Origin of the sequence: Enterobacter cloacae complex sp. 2015409 (assembly GCF_041365315.1) — a bacterium.
GTDB lineage: Bacteria > Pseudomonadota > Gammaproteobacteria > Enterobacterales > Enterobacteriaceae > Enterobacter > Enterobacter pseudoroggenkampii.
This window is the reverse complement of sequence record NZ_JBFTVM010000001.1, coordinates 1,188,644-1,208,295: the sequence shown is the minus strand read 5'-3', so window position 1 is coordinate 1,208,295 and position 19,652 is coordinate 1,188,644. Positions and strand designations below refer to the sequence as shown.

The following is a 19,652-nucleotide window of genomic DNA, read 5'->3' as shown; positions in this document are numbered from 1 at the left end:
AAATAGCCTCACTGCAGTGTCGCAGGACATGTAATGTGAGGTCATTATGTTTCTGGTAATCGCTTTTCTGGGCGGGATGATAAGCCTGCTAAGCCCATGTACGCTCCCGGTTATTCCACTCCTGTTCGCCGGTTTCCAGGGGCAACGACGACATATTCTGGCCCTGCTCGCCGGGATGGTCGTGATGTTCACCCTGGTGGCGATGGTCATCACCGTCGCCAGCGAGTGGATAACAGCGGCAACCATTGTTGGGCGCTGGATCGCGCTCGTCATTCTGGCCATAGCCGCGCTGGCCTTAATTTTTCCGTCTTTCGCCCAGCGTATCGCGGGACCGGCCGTCAGCGCAGGAAATGTTCTCAACACCCGAAGCGGGCAAACGCGCGGAATGGCATCGGCTTTTCTGGCCGGGCTTGCGGTCGGGCTACTCTGGTCTCCCTGCGCGGGCCCCATCCTGGGCGCTATTTTCAGCATTAATATCGCGGGCCACTCGGCCATCGCCACGGGCGCACTGCTCGCTGCCTATGGCAGCGGATGCGCGCTAATGCTGGGCCTGCTCGTTATCGGCAGCCGCACGCTGATGACACCGTTAAGGGCAAAGTCTGCGCTGATGGCGAAGCTCCGGCAGGGGGCAGGAGTTGCAATGTTAGCGGCAGTTGTCCTGAACGCGACGGGGATGACCTCGCTGCTGAAAGGGGCTAACGGCGTCGCAGACCGTCTTGAGACCGCGCTCTTAAATCTGGCAAAACCCACAACCGCGCCGGTGAAGCTCCAGCCGGTGGCGATCGCTGAGCCCAGCAGCCAGCTGCCTTCGTTAAGCGGTGGAACAGGATGGATTAACGGTGACCCTGTCACGTCTGAATCCTTGCGAGGGAAGGTGGTGTTGATTGATTTCTGGACGTGGGATTGCATTAACTGCCAGCACACGCTCCCGCATGTGCGAGACTGGGCCACGAAGTATCAGTCGCAGGGCCTGGTGGTGATTGGGGTTCACACCCCAGAATACCCCTGGGAAAAACCGCTTTCGTCGGTACAAAAGGCAGTAACGAAATGGCAGTTGCCGTATCGGGTTGTGACGGATAACAACTATCAAATCTGGAATGCGTTCGGCAACCAGTACTGGCCAGCGCATTACTACTTTGATGCCAAAGGGCAGCTGCGCTATACCGCCTTTGGCGAGGGTGATTATGCGCAGCAGGAAAAGGTTATCCAGCAGTTGCTCAAAGAAGCCCGCTTATAATCGGATCAGGGCTGGCGTTGAGCCACGATAAACAACCGAGGAAAAGCCAGCAGTATCTGCCCGTTTTCCTGAAGCGGATACTGCTCTTCCAGCAGTTCATGGTAGCGTTTCAGGAAACGTTTCTGCTCGCTCTCGTTCAGTTCCTGGAGCCAGGGGCGCAGGCCGGTGGCGCTTACCCAGTCAATAATGGCCTGATGAGAGCTCATTTTGTGATAATAGGTTGTCCGCCAGATATCCACGTCACAGCCAGCCTCCGACAGAATATCGTAATAAGCATGTATACCCGGCAGAGGTTCGCGGCCACGGTCCGGGTAGTCTTGCTCCAGCGCCACTTCACGCATCGCCACATGGGTGGGTTCCAGCCAGTTATCAGGCATCTGGATCGCCAGCACGCCATTTAACTTAAGCAGGGAGACAAGATGAGGCAGGAGATCGTAATGGTCCGGAACCCATTGCAGCGACGCGTTAGCATAAATCAGGCTCAGCGGCTGGCCAGGCTTGTACTGACGGATATCGGCCTCAACAAAGTGGCAGTCAGGTAAGGCGGCGCGTGCTTCCTCGAGCATAGCAGGGGAGTTATCGACCCCGGTGATGTGCGCAGAAGGCCAGCGATGCTTCAACAGCGCCGTGCTGTTACCTGGCCCACAGCCCAGATCGGCGATAGTAGCGGCTTCATCAAGAGGAATTCTGGCGAGCAACTCGGCGGCTGGACGCGTTCTTTCTGCGCCAAATTGCAGGTAAAGAGAAGGGTTCCAGTCGGCCATCATCAATTCTCCGTCTTACATGATTCAGCAAGAATAGCACAGGCAGATACCTGCAAAGCGGTACCGGCCAGGGTTTTGGGCAGATGAAGTCAGTAGATTCTGTAAAATGAAGGGGAGGGTGGGAAAAATAAGCAATCGGAAATATTACCCCTTAAAAGATTAAGGGGCAATGTTTTTATTGTAATTACTTTATGAGTATTGTTTTTTATTATTTTATCGGCAAAGTGCTTCTTATGCTCTGTACCCGAAACTTTAAATATTAGATAATCATCGATGGGTATATCCCTGGTGTTTCGTAGGTCTTTGACCTCCTGACCGCTTAGTTGTGCGAGAACTTCGTGGTCAGGTACTTTTTAAGTATAGGGAATATGCGGCACAATGAAAGCTGTCCTAAAAGACAGGTGATGATAGTTTCAGGTGTTATTATCAGGAACAAGAGCATGATTTCTGTCATTGAATTTTTTTTACACGACTACGATGATTTACCCCCAGCACTAGCGCACGAACTCTACCGACTCAGAAGAAAAACCTTTCGGGACCGACTCGACTGGAAAGTGGAATGCATCGAAGGGATGGAAAAGGATCAATTTGATTCCCATAACACGACATACTTACTGGGTATGTATGATGGACAGCTGTTATGCGGCGCGCGATTTATTAACTCAACGCAGCCGACAATGATAAGCGAAATCTTTCATAATTATTTCGATAATCCCATTGTTTTTCCAGCCGATGTTCCCTGCTGTGAAGTGAGTCGTTTATTTTTAGATAAAGAAACACGAGACTCTGCAAGTTTGCAGGGCGTGCCCGCCAGTAAAGCATTGTTTCTTGCAATGAATATTTATTGCATTAAGAATAAATATCACGGAATGTACGCAGTAGCCAGTCGCGGTATGTATGCCATATTTCGGCATGCGAACTGGAAAGTTGAAGTTATTCAGCGCGGTGTTTCTGAAAAAGGGGAGGTTATTTACTATATTTATATGCCTGCCAGCACCCGCATTATTGAAGATATTATTAGTAAAGACAAATCCAGCCACTGGCTTCGCGAAATGCTCGGGCATTTACGCTATCTATAACCAGTGTCTGAGGGTCAGTCGTCCAGTAACCGGAGTTCTGTTCCAAGCTTTATTGCATGTCTGGCATTATTCACACCGAGTTTTTTCATTATATTGCCCATATGGAATTTAACGGTGCGTTCAGCAATAGATAAAATAACAGAAATTTCTGCATAGGTTTTTCCGGCGCTGACCCATTTGAGGATTTGTCGCTCACGTGGCGACAAGAACACATTCTTTTTCTGCTGATGCTGACTATACAGATTGAGTGTCTTCTGATGTAACTGAACAAGGAAGCGTAGAAATTGCGGCCGATATTTCTCTATGTCAATACCAGAATGCTTAGGACTGATGACCGATAAGACAACAAGATTATTCAGATAGTCATGCAGAGGAAAAGTCTGCCCCTGGTATATATCATACTGAACGCTTTCGTCGAAAATGCGTGTCAGGTTATAACCATCCGACAGGACGACATCGCTTTCCCAGAAAAAGTCTTCAACACAGCGCAAAGCCCGAATAATGACAGGGTCAATGAACTGATATTTTCTTTCAAGGTAGATATTAAACCACTCAGGACTGTTATTGAGTATCCTCATCTGTGAAGGATCTTTCTTGTTCATAATAGCGTAGGCAAAGACGATCCCTTTGAAGTCCTCAAAAAACGCGTCCAGCTCACTCTGAATTAGCGTATTGATCGTTATGTCGTTGTAATATGTATCCTTCACGTGAGTTGCTGCCTCCTGTTCGAGTGGAGGAGCAAGTATAATATGCTTCGTTATCTGTAGCGAGTCGCATTTTAATCCAGTCAACAGATAAGACAGGCTACCTCTGCAGGCAGCCTTGTGAACGTTTGGCATTTTTGAATGGTAAATGCAGATGACTCAGGGAAATGTTTATGATTTTATCGAATTTCGAAATCGTTCACTAAATATAGTAGGCTGCAAAATTTAGGAGGTTTCCCGCATTCCATCCGCGTAACGGACAAGCGTACCAACTCATGCACCTTCAAATCAGGATTTAAACCAGTAGGTTACAGAATACCTTTAAGGGCCACATGATAAAGCAGCATGATGGTTTTCCCGTCGACGATTTTACCCGTCTCAATGCCGCGTAATGCCTCTTCAAGCGTCATTTCCAGCACGTCGATATCTTCTCCTTCCGCCTTGATCCCACCGCCAGCGCCGGTTCTGTCTCTCGGCTGGTACTCGGCAAGGTAAAAATAGAGCTTTTCCGTAACGGAGCCCGGGCTCATATAGGCTTCGAAAATTTTCTGCACGCGTGAAACGTGAAATCCGGTCTCTTCTTCCGCTTCTGCTTTGATGCGGCTCTCGGGATCCATGTTGTCCAGCAACCCTGCAGCGGCTTCAATTAGATTGTCCTCATGGCCGTTGATAAAGACGGGGAAGCGGAACTGGCGAGTCAGGATCACCGTCTTTTTATCACGGTTGTAGAGCAAAATCGTCGCACCGTTGCCACGGTCATAGACTTCCCGCTGCTGCCGCTGCCATTCGCCATCACGTCGCTGCAGGTCGAAGGTGTATTTTTTAAGGACGTACCAGTTATCTGACAGTGTTTCACTGTTAATGATGCGCACATCTGCACGTTTTGATTGCACGTTTGTTCCTCCTTACGTAGAGTAATTATCATAAACAGCATTATCGTGCATTTACAAGATAAAACATGCAACATCAGGAATTCATGATGCTCACCAGTCAACGAAAACAATTGATCCTCGAAAAGCTCGGCGCCGAAGGTCAGGTCCAGTCAAAAGCGCTCAGCATTCTCTTTGACGTCTCTGAAGACACCATCCGGCGCGATCTGCGCGAGCTGGCGGCAGAAGGGCGCTTGCAGCGGGTTCACGGTGGCGCGCTTCCAGCATCTTCCGCGATTGCTCCGTTTGCTGAACGGCAATCCGTGAAAATGGATGCGAAAAAAAGGGTGGCCCGCAAAGGCGCGAAGCTTATTTCATCAGGCCAGGTGGTGATCGTCGATGGTGGCACGACAACGTCGGAGCTGATTACGTTTCTCCCTCCCGAGCTTCGTATCACTGTGGTGACGCACAGCCCGAGCATTGCCCTGGGGCTTGTCGATCATCCGTACATTGAGGTGATTCTGATCGGCGGTCGCTTGTATAAACACTCTATCGTTGCGGTCGGCGCTGCGGCCATCGAAGGCATCGAAAATATTCATGCAGACCTGTTCTTTATGGGCGTGACCGGGATCCATCCTGAAGCTGGATTAACGACCGGTGATTTCGAAGAGGCGTGCATCAAACGTGCATTTTCCGGCAGAGCCGCGGAGACTGTTGTTCTGGCTTCTCCGGAAAAGATCAACACAGCGTCTTCGTTTGTGATTGGTAATGTGTCATCGGTGAATACCATCGTCGTGGAAGACAATACCGATAAGGACTGGGTCCGCGCAGTATCAGAAAAGGGGGTATCCGTCGTGTTAACCTCAGATCGTGATACTGTCTGACAGCCAGCCTGAGAGCACAGCCTGGCTGTCGGTTTTCCTTAAGCCTCAGGAATGTCCTCAAGCGCGGTATAAACCCTGAGGCCGTATTTTCTGGCGACCTCAATGTCCATATCGGCACCTTTAGATACACCGGCGATACGATAAATTGCATCGCATTTAGCTATGAGCCGGTGAGCAACGGGGTAGAGCATCGCTTCGCTGATTTCATCACCAACGGTTTTCGAGCCCGCGGCCTTTGCCAACGGCAAAGCAAGCCATTCACCTATGATCGGAATGTGACCACGCTGGTAAACGGCTAATGCTGCGCTTTCGAGACGCGCCAGATTCTCATCAATGCGCGCCTGAACGTCGCCGGTTCCGCTGCGGTAGGGGCCGGCAATTAGAATCAACTGTTGTGTCATAAATACCTCTGTCAGTGTTATTGCATGAAGTTGCACGTTAACAGGCCATACCTTACGGGATTAACGTGGCTTAATGAAGCACTTTCGTGCATAATCGTGCAAATAGACGCATGACAGATATTTAATGACATCTGACGCTACAGACTCTGCGGCGCATGGCACACCGCCTCGATATTATGACCATCAGGCGAGATGACAAACGCGGCATAGTAATTTTCACCGTATGACCTCAACCCCGGCCCGCCGTTATCACGTCCGCCGGCGCGCAGTGCAGCATGGTAAAAATCATCAACCTGCTGGCGCGTATTGGCCACAAACGCCAGATGCAGAGGCGCGGGTTTGTCATTTGTATGGAAAAGGCAAAGTGAAACATCGCCGGAACTCATTTCTACACCATACTCCGGCGTGCCTTCATCGATGAGTTCTACACCAAGCGGGCGAAGCGCCTCGAGGAAGAAGGTTTTACTTTTTTCATAATCGCTGACGCCGAATTTCACATGATCAAACATTATCGACTCCTGAAAAGAGATAGAGAAATGAAGAGTATAGGAGGTGAGTGGAGTCGAAGATGATCAAAGGCGTGTCAATGTGACTGATATCTCGCTACATAACAGACCGTTTACGTCCAACAAACGTCCAGCGCAGATAGTCGTAAAGCCAGTTAAACAGCATCGTGTATGGCAGGAAAAACAGTACAAGACCAATCTCAACAAAAAATGCCTCAGTCATTGTAAGATTCAGCATAATCATCGCGACAGGCATTAAGGTTATGATGAGTCCCGCTTCAAAACCTACCGCATGGATCGCACGAATGAGAAATGTTCTTTCAAACTGGTATTTTTTCTGCAGGGAATCAAAGAGCTTATTAAAAATAAAATTCCAGACCGTTGCGGTAAGTGCGGATATGACGGACAACGTGCCTGACTGAAGTACAGACACATTCATCAGCCAGGCAAGTGACAGGGCGATAATAACGTTGGCCGTCACCTCAAAAATGACAGCATGGAAGATTCTCTCTTTAACACTTTTATTTAATTCAATTTCCATTTGATTAGGGCTGCGTTTTTCAAAAGCTTAAGTATATCAGACATCTTTCAACTCTTTCTAAACAGCAGGTTATGTTAAATACAGCCCAAACCAACTAATGTGGAATGTACGGCCTCATTAAGAGGGGTCTGCGGTTCGTGACCTAAAAAGGCAATCAGTTTTGAATTATCCATCTCTATTGTCTGCTTCCAAAGATAGCGCATCTCCCGCATTTCATGCAGCGTAGCGTTAAAGGGACTCATCGCAGAGATAAGCCACCAGGGAAAAGATTTCACTTTCGCCTTTATACCGGCACGCTCCACGACGAGCTTTATGGCGGCGGTCATCGCTGTCCCATCAGGATCCCAATGCCCGCGCATATGGAAACTGGCAAACGGTTCGAGCTCATCCCGACGCGCCAACAGTGCTGCGAGCGTTTCGGCGACATCCGGCAGATAAGCCCACTGGTGGCCTGCGCCGGTTTTGCCGGGGTTTTTAATGACCCGCGGTGGATGCCCCGGTTTGACCAGTCCCTGTGAAAACCAGTTGTTGCCAGCATGGGGACCAAAAAAGTCTCCAGCCCGCAAAATCAGCACCTTTCCGCCACGCTGTGCATAGGCTGCGAGTTCCTGCTCCATTTGCACGCGTATGGCGCCTTTTCGGGTAACCGGATTCTGAGGGGAATCCTCGCGTAAGAGGGGAAAAGCATCCGGACCGTAGTTATAAATCGTGCCCGGCAGAACGATTAATGCACCGTTTTTCTCCGCTGCGCTGATGGTGTTATGCAGCATGGGCAAAACGAGCTGTTCCCAGTTTCGATAACCCGGCGGGTTAACGGCATGGACAATCACGCTGCATTCTGACGCCGCCGCCTCAACCTGTTCAGCATTCAGCGCATCTCCGCTTATCCACGAAATGCTATTGTTGCGATCGGCATTTTGCGGAGTGCAGCGGCGCAATGCACGCACATCCCATTCGTCCCGGATCAATTTACGGGCTATTTCGCCACCGATCCCACCCGTTGCGCCCAGTATTAGTACCTTATTTGTGCTTTTCATCATCTGACCCTTATTGGATATCTGCTTGACATCTTAATGACCGCACGGGCTAAATGTAATTGCATAATATAAGCCAGCAGGTATGCATTTTTGTATGAAGCTAAATATCCCGTGGGAATGGTATCGCACATTTTTGGCCGTGATGAGGGAAGGGTCTCTGTCAGGGGCCGCACGCAGGCTTGCCATTACCCAGCCAACCGCCGGACGTCATATTGCAGCACTGGAATCAGCCCTCGGCCTTGTTTTATTTACACGTTCACAAACAGGATTGCAGGCTACGGACGCAGCCGTCGAGCTGAAGGGCCATGCACAAGCGATGGAAAATACGGCCATGATGATTGAGCGGTCGGCTGCCAGCTTCAGCTCCGGCGCAGCCGGATTACGAGGCGTGGTGCGCGTTGCCGCAAGTGAAATCATCGGCACTGAGGTTCTGCCTCCAGTGATCGCACAAATAAAGGAGGCATACCCGCAAATAACCGTTGAACTGGTTCTGTCTAACCGCGTTCAGGATTTACTGAACCGGGAAGCGGATATTGCTGTACGCATGACCACACCGGTGCAGGAGCAACTGATTGCTCGTCGGATGGGCAGGATTGAAATAGGTCTGCATGCCGCGCCAGCCTATGTGTCACGACATGGAGCACCGGAAAGTATTGATGCGTTATTCACCCATACGCTTGTGGGTTTCGATAATATGACGCCCTTTATTTTACAAGCACTTAAACAGTACCCACAGCTAAACCGCGAGCTGTTTACCGTGCGAACCGACAGCGATATTGCACAATTAAACCTCATACGTGCCGGAGCAGGTATCGGTATGTGCCAGGTGCATCTGGCCGATTTTTCTCCGCCGTTACAGAGGATAATGCCTGATTTCTTTGCATTTCATCTCGACACCTGGCTGGTGATGCATGAAGATTTACGCCACAGCCAGGCCTGTAAAACGCTGTTTGATTTTCTTGCAGAGGGTTTACAGGCTTATATCAACAGGGAAAAACGGTAAGTAAACCTGGGAAGAATAACACCGTTAAGCTGGCATGCGCTGGACGCGCTGTGAGATAGCCGGCGAAGACGCTTTCAGAAGCCAGGCCAACGATGTCCGCAAAACGCCAGATTTTCCCTGATTCCATATCGGTGCGCATAATGTATATTATGTTAAATCATGTTGATTATTAACTTACGCTGTTTTGTACCACTCACCTTCAGCCAACAGCGCTGACGCTATACCTGTTCTAAAAAGCCTCTCTGCCCGGCGGTTGCCGGGCAGCAGCAGCCAAATATTAATCTTCGCCTTTCATGCACTAGACTTCAGTTCATTTGCGGGAACAGTATTAAAAGGCAGCGGTCCTAACTGCATCACGCTTCCCGCCTGCTCGCCTAGCTGTTGCCACTGGCGTTTCATCGCGCTCAGCCTCAGTGCCAGATACCCTTTTGAACTCTGCTGCAGGTCGGCCAGCGTTTGCTGGTAGCTATCAGCAACGGTCTGCCATCCGTTGACCAGCAGCTTAGCGGCATCAATGGCAGACTGAGAAAGTCTTTCACTGGCCGTCAACTGGTTATAAACCGTGTCAAAAACAGCCACTTCCAATTCAAGCCCGACGAGATTGGTCAACGTTGTGCTGTACTCTTTTTGCGCTTTGACGATATCGGCAGAGCTTATGGTCATCGCCAGCGTTCCGCCCGCGACCAGGGTAATACCTGCAGCCAGAAGCGTTTGCGTTGCCCCACCGGTTTCGATAATTGTTGTGGCCGCAATGACAATCATGCCGATCCCTATAATGTCGCTCACCGCTCCCGCCGAAATCTGCACAATATCTGCATCCATCTGTTTATTCAGATCGTTTAGCTTCTGCCGAAGTGCCGATATTTCCCCTTTATCACCGGTAATTTGCGTCTGCACGGTTTCTTTAGCAGCTTTAAATGTGCTCTGACTGCTGTTGATCCCATTCACATAAACCTGGACGTTATCGACAAACACCCCCGTGGAAGTGACGTTTTTCTGAGCAAGAAAAAGCAACTGCTGGATGCCCTGCTGGATATAAGGAAGCTGGCTTTTATCCCCCATGTCATATTTTTGTGCCGCCGGAAGAAGTGCATCGACATAAGCCCCCACCTGATTCGAAAAATTACGCACATTCACCAGAGAAGAGATGGCCGCCGGATTAATCGAGGACAACCATTCCTGCGCCTGTTCGCGCGCAATAGCCTGCTGTGCAGGAAGATCAGGTAAAATATCTAAATGAATGTTGGGTTGACATAATACAGTGCTCGCATAAGTCTGTTGAGCAATCGATGAAGCACCAATGCCCTGAATACCTGTCATTAAGGTATTGGTTGATGATGATTCAGTATCATTTTTCACAGCTGCAATGGCTTGCATGATCATAATGAAAACCTCAAAGTCGTTAATTGGTTTTTGCCTTACTGCAATTGCTCAACGGTGCGCATCACTTCCTGCCAGTTCGCCTGCACGGTATTAACCGAGACGATAAGAAAATCCGCAGTCACCTGTTGTTGGGTGACCTCCGACAGCTCGGCCGTCACGGTTTGCCAACCATATTGAAGAGATTGTGTCAGGCCACACAAAATAGCGGTTCCTTTGGTCAATGCGTTCAGTGCATCACTGGTGGCGCCGAGCTGTCCTATTTCCTGATAAAGCCTCTCCGTTTCCTGTTGCGCCTGTCCAATCGCCCGCTCTGTGCTTTGCACATAGCCTGTTAATTCCATAATGGCGGCGCCAATCCCAAGAGTAAAAATGCCGATGATAATTTCCATCCTCTTTTTACTTTCAAGCTCAGCATTCAGCGCATTCAGCTGAGCGTTAAGAGCCTCTAATCTTGCCCGATCGGCAGCTAATAACTGTTGCGCCTTTTGCTGATCGGCTAGCAAGTTCCTTGAGTCCGACGTAATGTCATTATTAAAGGAAATAACAACTTCATTGAAATTATTCAGAGAGGCGGATAGCGGCGCGCTGTCGGAGAGTAATTGCTTAATCTGCCCCTGAGCTTTTATGAGATATCCCTGTCCGTCAGGACCATTTAATTCAGAACGGATGTTAGAAACCGTAGAATCCAGCTCGTCTCCAAACCTGATAACCTCGGAATACAACGAATCCATTTTCACCACAATGTCAGACAGATAATAATTCGCATGATTGTGGACGGAGACAATATTTTCATTCAGGTCGGAGATCTGCGGATCGTTAATGGGCGGAAGCTGTTCTAATTGTTGTGCGACCTGCTTCATCTGTTGACGCACATTTTGTTGAGCCGCTAATGCCTGAGTAAAGCTGACTTTTAATGCTGGCATACTCTGAACCTTAGACATGGGTCTTTTATTGGCATCATCGTGAAACGATGCGTCCGGTTTTCTGTTAAAACAATCAGACCCTCACGGGCCTGATTGATGAACGCTATGCAGCAGCCAGCCGTGCAAACGTCGCCGTTGGATTAGGTAACAGGATCCCACCGCTGGTAACCGAAGCGTTGCTGACCGGTAAAGAACCATAATCCAGGAGTTTACGGGCATGATTGCCAACGTCATCCCAGTCCGCTTTCGCCGCATTGAGTTGCGCGATCAGGAAATAACCTAAATCGGGGGTCGCGCTGGTCAGCGCCGACTGGAAGACAATAAAGTCCTGTTCTAGCGTCTGCCAACCTGCCAGTAAAGAACCCGCGGCCTGAACCGCAGCGGATGCCTGGCCTGAAAGATTCTGAACAATCGTATTCACGTTTTTGGTGGCAGAATACTGTTGTTGTAGTTTTGTTCTGGTCGTAATGGCCGTGCTGAGCGCACTGGTTTGCTTGGCATAGTCAACTCCCCCGGCAATGGCAACACCAGCACCGGCTCCAACGACCACCAATCCACCGACAATCAGTGCGGTACTGACGCCTGCGGTCGCAATTTCCGCCAGTGCCCCCACGGCAATCATTAATCCCCCTACCACTGCGGCGGTTGAACCCGCTGCAATCATAGTCAAGTCTTTACTCATGGCGGAATTAATAGCGTCGATTTGTTTCCCCAGTGCGGCAATTTGCCCGTCTTTACCGGCTAATGCAGCCTCTGCCGTCGAAAAATCACTGGCGAAATTGCGGGCATCTTCGGCAAGCGTGGTCTGGAACCCCCCCACTGAATTAACCACGGTATGCGTAGCGGTTTGTTTTTGAGCGACCAACGCCTGAAGTTGCTGAACACCCAGTTTAAAAGTATTAATTGATGCTGTGTCCGAAGGGTTTTGCTGTATTTTTACCGCCAGCTTAACCAAAGGATCATAATAGGAATCAAAATTGTTAGAGAAGCTCACAATATCCGTATTGGTTGAGATCATTTGCGGCTGTATGACATCACGCCAGGATGTGGCATGGTCTCTGGCCTTTGCCTGATGTTCCGGTAGATCGGGTAATATATCAGGCAGAGAGAGATCGGCCTGTGTTAAAATGGTGCCGACATAGTTTTGAATAATCACAGCTGCCGTGGTTGAGGCATCAGCACTCGCTTTCATGTTATTACTGTTAATCGACGGATTAGTGCCGGCCTGTAGAATATGATTTAGCATTATTAAATACCCTTTCTGTTACTAAGATCGGAGTGAACTCTTAGAACTCAGTTAAATATAAAACATATTGACCGTGGCTAATCAGGTCATTTCATACCAAGGAAATCGTGTTTTAAGCTCACGACTTCTTTCAATAAGTGGATTAAAGCAAAATCAACTTAATAAAAATCACTTATTTACGAAAAGACCGTCAAAGCCTGGAATGTTTTCCTAAATCACGCATTGAAACAGTATTGATTGAAAGTTCAGATTCGGGTGATCCCGACAATATGCGGAGCCCCCTGCAAAGGCTGGAAGATTTCAACAATAGACTCCCACACCACTAAAGCAGGCGGAATTGAAGCAAGGCACTTGAAGCGATAATTTGTCCCGGCCACTAACTGCGTTGAGACGGCCTGCGGCTCATACGTTACACCAACAAATCCCGCCATGGCTTCTTTAAATACCTGCCAATCTTTTTCGGTCAACGTATGATAAGCCGTCCAGCCACCAACAATAGTCTCTTGATTCGACATGATATTGCCTCGATATTAGTCATCCTACTCATTTGGCTTTTCGGAGTTCGCCCCATCTATTTTGAAATGGTTTCTGGAATCCATTTATTTCCATACATATTTGTAAAGAAAAAAACCACCAACTTCAATCTGGCAGAAGCTGCTTGTGATATATTTTATATTTTATCCAGTGCAATAACTGGCAATCAGAACGTTCTTAAATATGAGTGGTGCAATCATTTCCCGCAACTGACTTTAATAATACGAAATTTCATTTTGCTGCACCATGGGTTACATGGTGTAACGTGCCACTTTATAACATAAGTAAAGTATCAATGATGGCTTTTTTATCTTAATCCAGAGTAATGCCTCAAGTGATTAATTATTATCAGAATAAACACCCCTCCCCCAGAAAAAGGCAAAGAAAAATCGCTTTTGTTTTAAATTAACAATTAAGCAATTGTTAATGGTTAGTTTATTTATTAATCAAAGCTTAATTATATAAATATTTTAACTTTTGATTTGTAGGCCTTTTTTTTCGGCTGAAATAAAAAACCCGCAAAGTCACCTGCGGGTTTTCAAATTGCCGTGCCGCCCATTTTCGCGACCACATGCAGACGGTACACTTCAGCAGGATCGATGGAGGGTTTACGGCCTCGAGAGGCTTCGCAGCGGATTAATTCTCTGTCATCTGGCGACGATGTTGTTGCGCCTGCTGCTGATGGCTGACCGAAGACTGGCCGTTATTCGCCGTCTCGTGTGCAATCGCCGCTTTCTCGTGTTCATTCATCCCGGAAAACGACGTCGCTGTTTCGTTAGTACCGCATGGACGGGTTTTGATCATCTCCTTATGCATTTCCGCCATGCTCTGGCTCGAATCCGATGTGTTGCTTTGCATCATGTCATGGGGCAGTGCTGCCTGTTTGTTGCTGTTTGTCTCTGCCGCCCAGCTGGATGCAGAAACCGCCAGGAGGGCAATAACAGATAAAAGGGTCTTTTTCATAACGGTATCTCCGAAGTTAAAGCGCCCAACAGTTGGAGGCCTTCTTTATAATGAATTATAAAAACCGGCTACTGTTTATCGCATGACTGGCGAGTGACATTTCTGTCACTCTATGAGCTTATTCCCTATCCTATTCCGGCACTCAAGGAACGAGAGATACAAAACGTTGATTATTCAAATAATTAGAAATTTATCCCGTCGCCTGCAACACTGTAACGAGGTGGCTACCAGCATAAGCAATGCCTCCCCGACACAGCTGCAACAGCTAAAGACTCAGTTGGCTGAAGAAATGGGCAAACCTGTGGGTTTACACACCATGGGTATTCCGGCGGCAATCAGTACTCTCGGGGTGATTGTCAGTTTCGCTATTCCTCAGCTGTGGCTGGGGTATGGCGTACTCGCCGAACTCGACCAGCCAGCGGGACACGTATTCGTCTGGGTTGTCCTGATCGCCCTTCTGTTCGCCGGCCTTAACGGCGTGACGATGTTTATGATTGGCAAAGGCAGCATGCGCGCCGTGAGGTTACACTTTACGCTGGCGGTGATAAGCCTGGTATTAACGGCAGCCTATCTGCTGGTCGCGCTGAGCGGTAGCGCTGCTCCGGGCGTCAGTCTGACCGCGGCGCTAGTGAGTACCGTCATGCTACTGCTTAGCGGCAGCTGTATCCTTTCCACCGCCTTCTATAAGATGCTGCTGTTTACTCTGCATAATCGTGCCTGGCGCAAGCTTCTCAGCCAGACGCGTGCTAAAACAGCGCGCTAAGCGTTCATCCCATAAAAAAAACCGCCATCACTGGCGGTTTTTTTTATGGCTTTTTATGCCTGCGCAACCAAATTAACTTATACGCCGCAGGAATAATAAACAGCGATAGTAGCGGAGCCGTGATCATGCCGCCAATCATGGGCGCCGCTATCCGGCTCATGACTTCTGACCCGGCACCGGTACCCCACAGAATGGGCAGCAGACCGGCAATAATCACCGCGACGGTCATCGCCTTTGGCCGCACGCGCAGCACCGCGCCATGATAAAGAGCGTCATCTAGCCCCTGTTCGGTGAACGTTTCCCGATGGGATAACGCCGGGTGTGCTTCAATGGCATGACGCAAATACATCAGCATGACCACCCCAAATTCTGCCGCTACCCCGGCCAGAGCGATAAAACCGGTGCCGGTTGCCACAGACATATGGAAGCCCTGCCAGTAGAGGAACCATATTCCTCCGACCAGGGCGAACGGCAAGCTCATCAGGATCAGCAACGCTTCATCCACGCGACGGAACGCCAGATACAGCAGAATGAAGATGATCATCACCGTCATCGGCACCATCAGCTTCAGTTTCTTGTTGGCGTGTTCGAGCAGTTCAAACTGTCCGGAGAATGAGACGCTGGTACCCGGTCTCAGCTTTACGTTCTGACTGATAGCCATTTTAATGTCGTTCACCACCGACACCATATCCCTGCCGCGGGCATCGATATAAATCCAGCTCGCAGGTCGGGCATTCTCCGTTTTTAGCATCGTGGGGCCGGAAACCACGTTGATATCCGCCACATCGCCCAGCGTGATCTGCTGTTTCATCGGCGTGAGGACAGGCATCTGCTTCAACGCGCTCGGGCTGTTCCGGTAATCCTGAGGATAGCGAATATTAATCGGGTATCGGGCGACGCCTTCCACCGTTTCACCCACCGTCGCCCCGCCGATGGCCGAGGAGACAAAGAGCTGCACATCACCCACCGTCATCCCGTAGCGGGAGGCTTTTTCCCGGTTGATATCGACATCAATGTAGCGCCCGCCCTCCAGACGTTCAGCCAGGGCAGACACCACGCCCGGCACCGTTTTGGCTACCGCCTCGATGCTCTGCGCCGTGGCGTCAATATCCGACAGAACGGTACCTGACACTTTGATACCGATGGGGCTTTTGATCCCGGTCGAAAGCATGTCTATCCGGTTACGAATGGGCGGAACCCAGAGGTTCGCCAGGCCAGGCAAACGAACGGTCTTGTCTAGCTCGTCAACGATCTTGTCAATCGTCATGCCGGGCCGCCACTGATCCTCAGGCTTGAGCTGAATGGTGGTCTCCACCATTTCGAGCGGCGCGGAATCCGTTGCCGTTTCGGCCTTGCCGGTTTTGCCAAACACCGAGGCCACTTCAGGCACGGTTTTGATGAGCTTGTCCGTTGTCTGTAACAGCGCGGCAGCTTCAGCCGGAGAGACGCCCGGCAATGTTGACGGCATATACAGCAGGTCACCTTCATTTATCTTTGGCAGGAACTCGCCGCCCACCTGGCTCAGGGGCCAGATCACCGTGAAGATGGATAAGGCCGCAGCCAGCAGGGTTGTTTTAGGCCAGTGGAGCACACGAATCAGTAGCGGATGATAGGCTTTAATCAGTAGCCTGTTCAACGGGTTACTGGTCTCTGCAGGGATTTTACCCCGGATCCAGAATCCCATCAGGATGGGGATAACAATGATGGCCAGCGCGGCCGCGCCCGCCATGGAGTACGTTTTTGTGAAGGCCAGCGGACCAAACAGCCGCCCTTCCTGCCCCTCAAGGGTAAAGATAGGAATGAAGGATAAGGTGATAATCAGCAGGCTGATAAACAGCGCGGGGCCAACCTCGACAGAGGCATTGGTGATCACCTTCCAGCGCGTGGCGTTATCAATCTGCTCTCCCGGATGCAGGTGATCCCACTCTTCCAGCCGTTTGTGCGCGTTTTCAATCATGACGATAGCGGCATCCACCATCGCGCCGACGGCAATGGCAATGCCTCCCAGCGACATGATATTGGCGTTCAGTCCCTGGAAATGCATGACGATAAAGGCAATACACAGGCCAAGCGGCAGAGAGATAATCGCCACCAGCGCAGAGCGAACGTGCCACAGGAACAGGGCGCAGACGATGGCCACCACGATAAACTCTTCGAGCAGCTTGGAACTCAGGTTGTCGATTGCCCGATCGATGAGCTGGCTGCGATCGTAGGTAGTCACAATCTCAACCCCTTCCGGCAGGCTGGCCTTCAGCGTCTCCAGTTTATCTTTTACCGCCGTGATGACCTCGCGCGCATTTTTGCCCGAACGCAGGATCACCACGCCGCCCGCCACTTCACCCTGCCCGTTCAGCTCGGCAATACCGCGCCGCATTTCCGGCCCCGTTTGTACGCGGGCAACATCACGAAGGTAAATCGGTACCCCGTTCTCGCCGGTTTTCAGGACGATGTTATTGAAATCGTCCATCGTCTGCAGATAGCCGCTGGCCCGGACCATATACTCCGCTTCCGCCATTTCAACTGACGATCCCCCTGCCTCCTGGTTAGACGACTCAAGGGCCTGCTTAACCTCCGGCAGACTAATGCCGTACTGAGCCAGTTTTAACGGATTGACCTGGATCTGATACTGCTTCACCACGCCGCCGACGGAGGCCACTTCAGCCACGTTCGGGATCGTTTTCAGTTCAAATTTCAGGAACCAGTCCTGCAACGAGCGTAACTCGGCGAGATCGTGTTTTCCGCTGCGATCCACCAGCGCATACTCAAATATCCAGCCCACGCCCGTGGCATCAGGGCCTATTTCTGAGCTCACACCGGCAGGCAGTTTGCCCTGAACCTGGTTCAGATACTCCAGCACGCGCGAACGGGCCCAGTACAAATCGGTACCGTCTTCAAAAATGACATAGACATACGAATCACCAAACTGCGAAAAACCGCGCACGGTCTTTGCGCCGGGAACCGACAGCATGGTGGTGGTGAGTGGATAGGTGACCTGGTTTTCAACAATCTGCGGAGCCTGGCCGGGATAGCTGGTTTTGATAATCACCTGAACGTCAGACAGATCGGGCAAGGCATCGACCGGGGTGTTGATGATGGTCCATGTCCCCCAGACGCTGAGGAAGAGCGCCCCCATCATGACCAGGAAACGGTTGGCGACTGACCGCCGGATAATCCATTCAATCATCATCGTCTCCTTAATGGCCAGAATGCGCGCCGTCAGCCGTTTCAGCGTGACGCATGCGCTCCAGCGCGCCGGTAATATTGGCCTCCGAGTCAATCAGGAACAGACCGCTGACCACTACCGACTCTCCCTCTTCCAGTCCGCTACCAATGCCGGACTGCTGCTGAGCTTCATGCAGAACGTGGATCCTTTTCGGCACAAAATTCCCGTCCGCATCAACCGTAATAACGCGCTGTTCTTTGCCGGTATCGATTACGGCCTGGGAGGGGATTAGCAGCATTTCCTGGCTTTGGGTATTTAGCTTCAGGTACGCATTCATGCCCGGTTTCAGCAGTTCATCCTTATTGGAGACCTGCAGGCGCACCTGCAGCGTACGGGTGGTTTGATCCACGCTCGGCAGAAGACTCCACTTTTCAACCGGGAAGGATTTATCCGGATAAGCCGGTATGGAAACAGCAAACTGCGAGGTATCTTTCAGCAGATAAGCGATGGATTCAGGTACTGCCGCGCTGATCCAGACCGGATCCATTCCCTGAATTTGCGCCACCACCTTATCTTTGGAAATATTCATCCCGGTACGCAGGTCAAAGGCCGTTATCACCCCGTCGATAGGCGCCTTGATGGTAAACCGGGTCTGGATCGTTCGGGTCGCACGCAGCCTCTGAATATCGTCATCCGGCATTCCGGCCAGGCGAAGACGCTCCAGCACACCTTTTATTTGCGTTGGCGTTCCACCGGTGCCGGATAGCAGCAGAAACTCGCTCTGCGCTTCGACCCAGTCCGGAATGGTAATATCAATCAGCGGCGTGCCTTTCTTCACCTTATCGCCCGTCGTCAGCGGATACACTTTCTCCACGAACCCTTCCGCGCGCGCCTGCACAATGACAAACTGATAGTCGTTATAGCTGACGTTGGCCGGGATCGTCTGGGCATAATTCAGCGTTCCGCGCGTCACCTTTTGCGTTTTTAATCCCAGGTTCTGAACCTGTGTCGGGTCGATACGTATTCCGGTGCTGCTTTTATCGTCATTTTCGTCCGCATATTTAGGCACCAGATCCATATCCATAAACGGCGATTTACCGGGCTTATCGAATTTAACGTCGGGCTTCATCGGGTCATACCAGAAAAGCACCTTTCTTTCAGAGACGCTGTTTTCTGTTTTTTCATACGAATGAAAAGCCTGCCATGCCGTTACCGATATCAGCCCTCCCGCAATCAGGCTGCTGACTATCATGGCAGCATATTTTATTTTTAATGAGGCCATGCCGTATCTCGCTATTTAATGCTCTTCAGTAAAGAAATATTGCCCTGCTGAACAAATGAAAAATCAACGTGACTGCCGACTTTTAAGGCGTTGATGCTCTCATCGGCCTGAATAAAGGTGAAGCGCATGGTCATCGCGGGCCAGCCAATCGCCGGGATGGCCTCATGAGAAATCGTGACTTTTTTATTCGTGAGATCAATGTCCTTCACGATACCGGTCCCGGTGATGAGCTGCTCTGAGCTCCCTTCGCTGGCAGCACTCATCCCCTCGTGCTGATGAACTTCAGCCTGGAGGCCAGCAGAAAACACAATAGAGATCGCACCGAATACAACAGCCTTAAGTGAATTGCGCATGTTTATTTTCCTGTTTA

The 19,652-nt window shown here is 50.3% G+C and carries 20 protein-coding genes and 1 pseudogene; 5 read left to right on the top strand and 16 right to left on the bottom strand.

Going from position 1 to position 19,652, the window contains the following annotated elements:
- The first annotated feature begins 46 nt into the window (after positions 1–46).
- Positions 47–1,237, top strand: coding sequence for a cytochrome c biogenesis protein/redoxin (locus tag ACDO57_RS05715; RefSeq protein ID WP_370883646.1), 1,191 nt, complete (start codon positions 47–49; stop codon positions 1,235–1,237).
- A gap of 5 nt (positions 1,238–1,242) precedes the next feature.
- Here the strand turns inward: ACDO57_RS05715 and tam are convergent, their stop codons facing one another.
- Positions 1,243–2,001 carry a trans-aconitate 2-methyltransferase gene (gene tam / locus ACDO57_RS05710; RefSeq protein ID WP_024908479.1) on the bottom strand — a complete coding sequence of 253 codons (759 nt, stop codon included), beginning with the start codon at positions 1,999–2,001 and terminating at the stop codon, positions 1,243–1,245.
- A gap of 440 nt (positions 2,002–2,441) precedes the next feature.
- Here tam and ACDO57_RS05705 point away from each other — a divergent pair, with 440 nt between their 5' ends.
- On the top strand, positions 2,442–3,080 hold the full coding sequence (locus ACDO57_RS05705; protein WP_157189188.1) for an acyl-homoserine-lactone synthase: 639 nt from the start codon (positions 2,442–2,444) through the stop codon (positions 3,078–3,080).
- Positions 3,081–3,094: 14 nt separating this feature from the next.
- Here the strand turns inward: ACDO57_RS05705 and ACDO57_RS05700 are convergent, their stop codons facing one another.
- Together ACDO57_RS05700 and ACDO57_RS05695 are read right to left on the bottom strand one after the other, a co-directional pair.
- Entirely contained in the window at positions 3,095–3,787 is a 693-nt protein-coding gene (locus ACDO57_RS05700; protein ID WP_024908481.1) for a LuxR family transcriptional regulator, read from the bottom strand.
- A 305-nt stretch (positions 3,788–4,092) separates the two neighbouring features.
- The gene (locus tag ACDO57_RS05695; RefSeq protein WP_024908482.1) at positions 4,093–4,677 is read right to left on the bottom strand and encodes an NUDIX domain-containing protein; all 585 of its coding nucleotides are present in this window, start codon (positions 4,675–4,677) and stop codon (positions 4,093–4,095) included.
- 86 nt (positions 4,678–4,763) lie between these two features.
- Between ACDO57_RS05695 and ACDO57_RS05690 the strand changes: the two genes are divergently transcribed.
- Positions 4,764–5,537 (top strand): DeoR/GlpR family DNA-binding transcription regulator, encoded by a 774-nt coding sequence (locus tag ACDO57_RS05690; RefSeq protein WP_370884111.1) that lies wholly within the window; start codon positions 4,764–4,766, stop codon positions 5,535–5,537.
- Between the two features lie 38 nt (positions 5,538–5,575).
- Here ACDO57_RS05690 and ACDO57_RS05685 read toward each other — a convergent pair whose 3' ends face one another.
- From ACDO57_RS05685 to ACDO57_RS05670, 4 genes are all read right to left on the bottom strand, one after another.
- Entirely contained in the window at positions 5,576–5,938 is a 363-nt protein-coding gene (locus ACDO57_RS05685) for a DUF4406 domain-containing protein (protein WP_157189189.1), read from the bottom strand.
- A 137-nt stretch (positions 5,939–6,075) separates the two neighbouring features.
- Positions 6,076–6,447: a VOC family protein gene (locus ACDO57_RS05680; protein ID WP_024908485.1), complete on the bottom strand. Its 372-nt coding sequence runs from the start codon at positions 6,445–6,447 to the stop codon at positions 6,076–6,078.
- A gap of 94 nt (positions 6,448–6,541) precedes the next feature.
- Positions 6,542–6,985 carry a PACE efflux transporter gene (locus ACDO57_RS05675; RefSeq protein WP_024908486.1) on the bottom strand — a complete coding sequence of 148 codons (444 nt, stop codon included), beginning with the start codon at positions 6,983–6,985 and terminating at the stop codon, positions 6,542–6,544.
- A 74-nt stretch (positions 6,986–7,059) separates the two neighbouring features.
- A complete protein-coding gene (locus tag ACDO57_RS05670; protein ID WP_370884110.1) occupies positions 7,060–8,022 on the bottom strand; it encodes an NAD-dependent epimerase/dehydratase family protein in 963 nt (320 codons plus the stop codon).
- A 94-nt stretch (positions 8,023–8,116) separates the two neighbouring features.
- Between ACDO57_RS05670 and ACDO57_RS05665 the strand changes: the two genes are divergently transcribed.
- Positions 8,117–9,025 carry a LysR family transcriptional regulator gene (locus ACDO57_RS05665; protein ID WP_370883645.1) on the top strand — a complete coding sequence of 303 codons (909 nt, stop codon included), beginning with the start codon at positions 8,117–8,119 and terminating at the stop codon, positions 9,023–9,025.
- 291 nt (positions 9,026–9,316) lie between these two features.
- Here the strand turns inward: ACDO57_RS05665 and ACDO57_RS05660 are convergent, their stop codons facing one another.
- The 6 genes and pseudogenes from ACDO57_RS05660 to ACDO57_RS05635 all read right to left on the bottom strand — a co-directional run bounded on the left by ACDO57_RS05660 (position 9,317) and on the right by ACDO57_RS05635 (position 14,074).
- The gene (locus ACDO57_RS05660) at positions 9,317–10,408 is read right to left on the bottom strand and encodes an HBL/NHE enterotoxin family protein (RefSeq protein WP_157189191.1); all 1,092 of its coding nucleotides are present in this window, start codon (positions 10,406–10,408) and stop codon (positions 9,317–9,319) included.
- Positions 10,409–10,443: 35 nt separating this feature from the next.
- A complete protein-coding gene (locus ACDO57_RS05655; protein ID WP_157189192.1) occupies positions 10,444–11,331 on the bottom strand; it encodes an HBL/NHE enterotoxin family protein in 888 nt (295 codons plus the stop codon).
- Between the two features lie 103 nt (positions 11,332–11,434).
- Entirely contained in the window at positions 11,435–12,577 is a 1,143-nt protein-coding gene (locus ACDO57_RS05650; RefSeq protein WP_048991623.1) for an HBL/NHE enterotoxin family protein, read from the bottom strand.
- Between the two features lie 245 nt (positions 12,578–12,822).
- Positions 12,823–13,092, bottom strand: coding sequence for a hypothetical protein (locus ACDO57_RS05645; protein ID WP_024908520.1), 270 nt, complete (start codon positions 13,090–13,092; stop codon positions 12,823–12,825).
- 560 nt (positions 13,093–13,652) lie between these two features.
- Positions 13,653–13,730 (bottom strand): annotated as a pseudogene (locus ACDO57_RS05640) (recombinase family protein); the annotation flags it as partial.
- A 17-nt stretch (positions 13,731–13,747) separates the two neighbouring features.
- The gene (locus tag ACDO57_RS05635; RefSeq protein ID WP_157189193.1) at positions 13,748–14,074 is read right to left on the bottom strand and encodes a Silver-binding protein; all 327 of its coding nucleotides are present in this window, start codon (positions 14,072–14,074) and stop codon (positions 13,748–13,750) included.
- A gap of 178 nt (positions 14,075–14,252) precedes the next feature.
- Here ACDO57_RS05635 and ACDO57_RS05630 point away from each other — a divergent pair, with 178 nt between their 5' ends.
- Positions 14,253–14,837, top strand: a complete 585-nt coding sequence (locus tag ACDO57_RS05630; protein ID WP_157189928.1) for a hypothetical protein — start codon at positions 14,253–14,255, stop codon at positions 14,835–14,837.
- Between the two features lie 43 nt (positions 14,838–14,880).
- Here ACDO57_RS05630 and silA read toward each other — a convergent pair whose 3' ends face one another.
- Genes silA through cusF form a run of 3 tightly spaced genes read right to left on the bottom strand, consistent with a single transcriptional unit; the run spans position 14,881 to position 19,635 of the window.
- The gene (silA, locus tag ACDO57_RS05625) at positions 14,881–18,021 is read right to left on the bottom strand and encodes a Cu(+)/Ag(+) efflux RND transporter permease subunit SilA (protein ID WP_048991622.1); all 3,141 of its coding nucleotides are present in this window, start codon (positions 18,019–18,021) and stop codon (positions 14,881–14,883) included.
- A 10-nt stretch (positions 18,022–18,031) separates the two neighbouring features.
- Positions 18,032–19,282 carry an efflux RND transporter periplasmic adaptor subunit gene (locus ACDO57_RS05620; protein ID WP_370883644.1) on the bottom strand — a complete coding sequence of 417 codons (1,251 nt, stop codon included), beginning with the start codon at positions 19,280–19,282 and terminating at the stop codon, positions 18,032–18,034.
- Between the two features lie 11 nt (positions 19,283–19,293).
- Positions 19,294–19,635 carry a cation efflux system protein CusF gene (gene cusF / locus ACDO57_RS05615; protein WP_024908525.1) on the bottom strand — a complete coding sequence of 114 codons (342 nt, stop codon included), beginning with the start codon at positions 19,633–19,635 and terminating at the stop codon, positions 19,294–19,296.
- Positions 19,636–19,652 lie beyond the last annotated feature (17 nt).

Bases quoted from the DNA above. Each gene is read 5' to 3' on its own strand.
- ACDO57_RS05645 (WP_024908520.1), bottom strand. From the start codon at position 13,092: ATGTCGAATCAAGAGACTATTGTTGGTGGCTGGACGGCTTATCATACG.
- ACDO57_RS05620 (WP_370883644.1), bottom strand. From the start codon at position 19,282: ATGGCCTCATTAAAAATAAAATATGCTGCCATGATAGTCAGCAGCCTG.
- ACDO57_RS05685 (WP_157189189.1), bottom strand. From the start codon at position 5,938: ATGACACAACAGTTGATTCTAATTGCCGGCCCCTACCGCAGCGGAACC.
- ACDO57_RS05690 (WP_370884111.1), top strand. From the start codon at position 4,764: ATGCTCACCAGTCAACGAAAACAATTGATCCTCGAAAAGCTCGGCGCC.
- ACDO57_RS05635 (WP_157189193.1), bottom strand. From the start codon at position 14,074: ATGAAAAAGACCCTTTTATCTGTTATTGCCCTCCTGGCGGTTTCTGCA.
- ACDO57_RS05715 (WP_370883646.1), top strand. From the start codon at position 47: ATGTTTCTGGTAATCGCTTTTCTGGGCGGGATGATAAGCCTGCTAAGC.
- ACDO57_RS05665 (WP_370883645.1), top strand. From the start codon at position 8,117: ATGAAGCTAAATATCCCGTGGGAATGGTATCGCACATTTTTGGCCGTG.
- ACDO57_RS05705 (WP_157189188.1), top strand. From the start codon at position 2,442: ATGATTTCTGTCATTGAATTTTTTTTACACGACTACGATGATTTACCC.
- ACDO57_RS05660 (WP_157189191.1), bottom strand. From the start codon at position 10,408: ATGATCATGCAAGCCATTGCAGCTGTGAAAAATGATACTGAATCATCA.
- ACDO57_RS05680 (WP_024908485.1), bottom strand. From the start codon at position 6,447: ATGTTTGATCATGTGAAATTCGGCGTCAGCGATTATGAAAAAAGTAAA.
- cusF (WP_024908525.1), bottom strand. From the start codon at position 19,635: ATGCGCAATTCACTTAAGGCTGTTGTATTCGGTGCGATCTCTATTGTG.
- ACDO57_RS05675 (WP_024908486.1), bottom strand. From the start codon at position 6,985: ATGGAAATTGAATTAAATAAAAGTGTTAAAGAGAGAATCTTCCATGCT.
- ACDO57_RS05650 (WP_048991623.1), bottom strand. From the start codon at position 12,577: ATGCTAAATCATATTCTACAGGCCGGCACTAATCCGTCGATTAACAGT.
- tam (WP_024908479.1), bottom strand. From the start codon at position 2,001: ATGGCCGACTGGAACCCTTCTCTTTACCTGCAATTTGGCGCAGAAAGA.
- ACDO57_RS05655 (WP_157189192.1), bottom strand. From the start codon at position 11,331: ATGCCAGCATTAAAAGTCAGCTTTACTCAGGCATTAGCGGCTCAACAA.
- ACDO57_RS05670 (WP_370884110.1), bottom strand. From the start codon at position 8,022: ATGAAAAGCACAAATAAGGTACTAATACTGGGCGCAACGGGTGGGATC.
- silA (WP_048991622.1), bottom strand. From the start codon at position 18,021: ATGATTGAATGGATTATCCGGCGGTCAGTCGCCAACCGTTTCCTGGTC.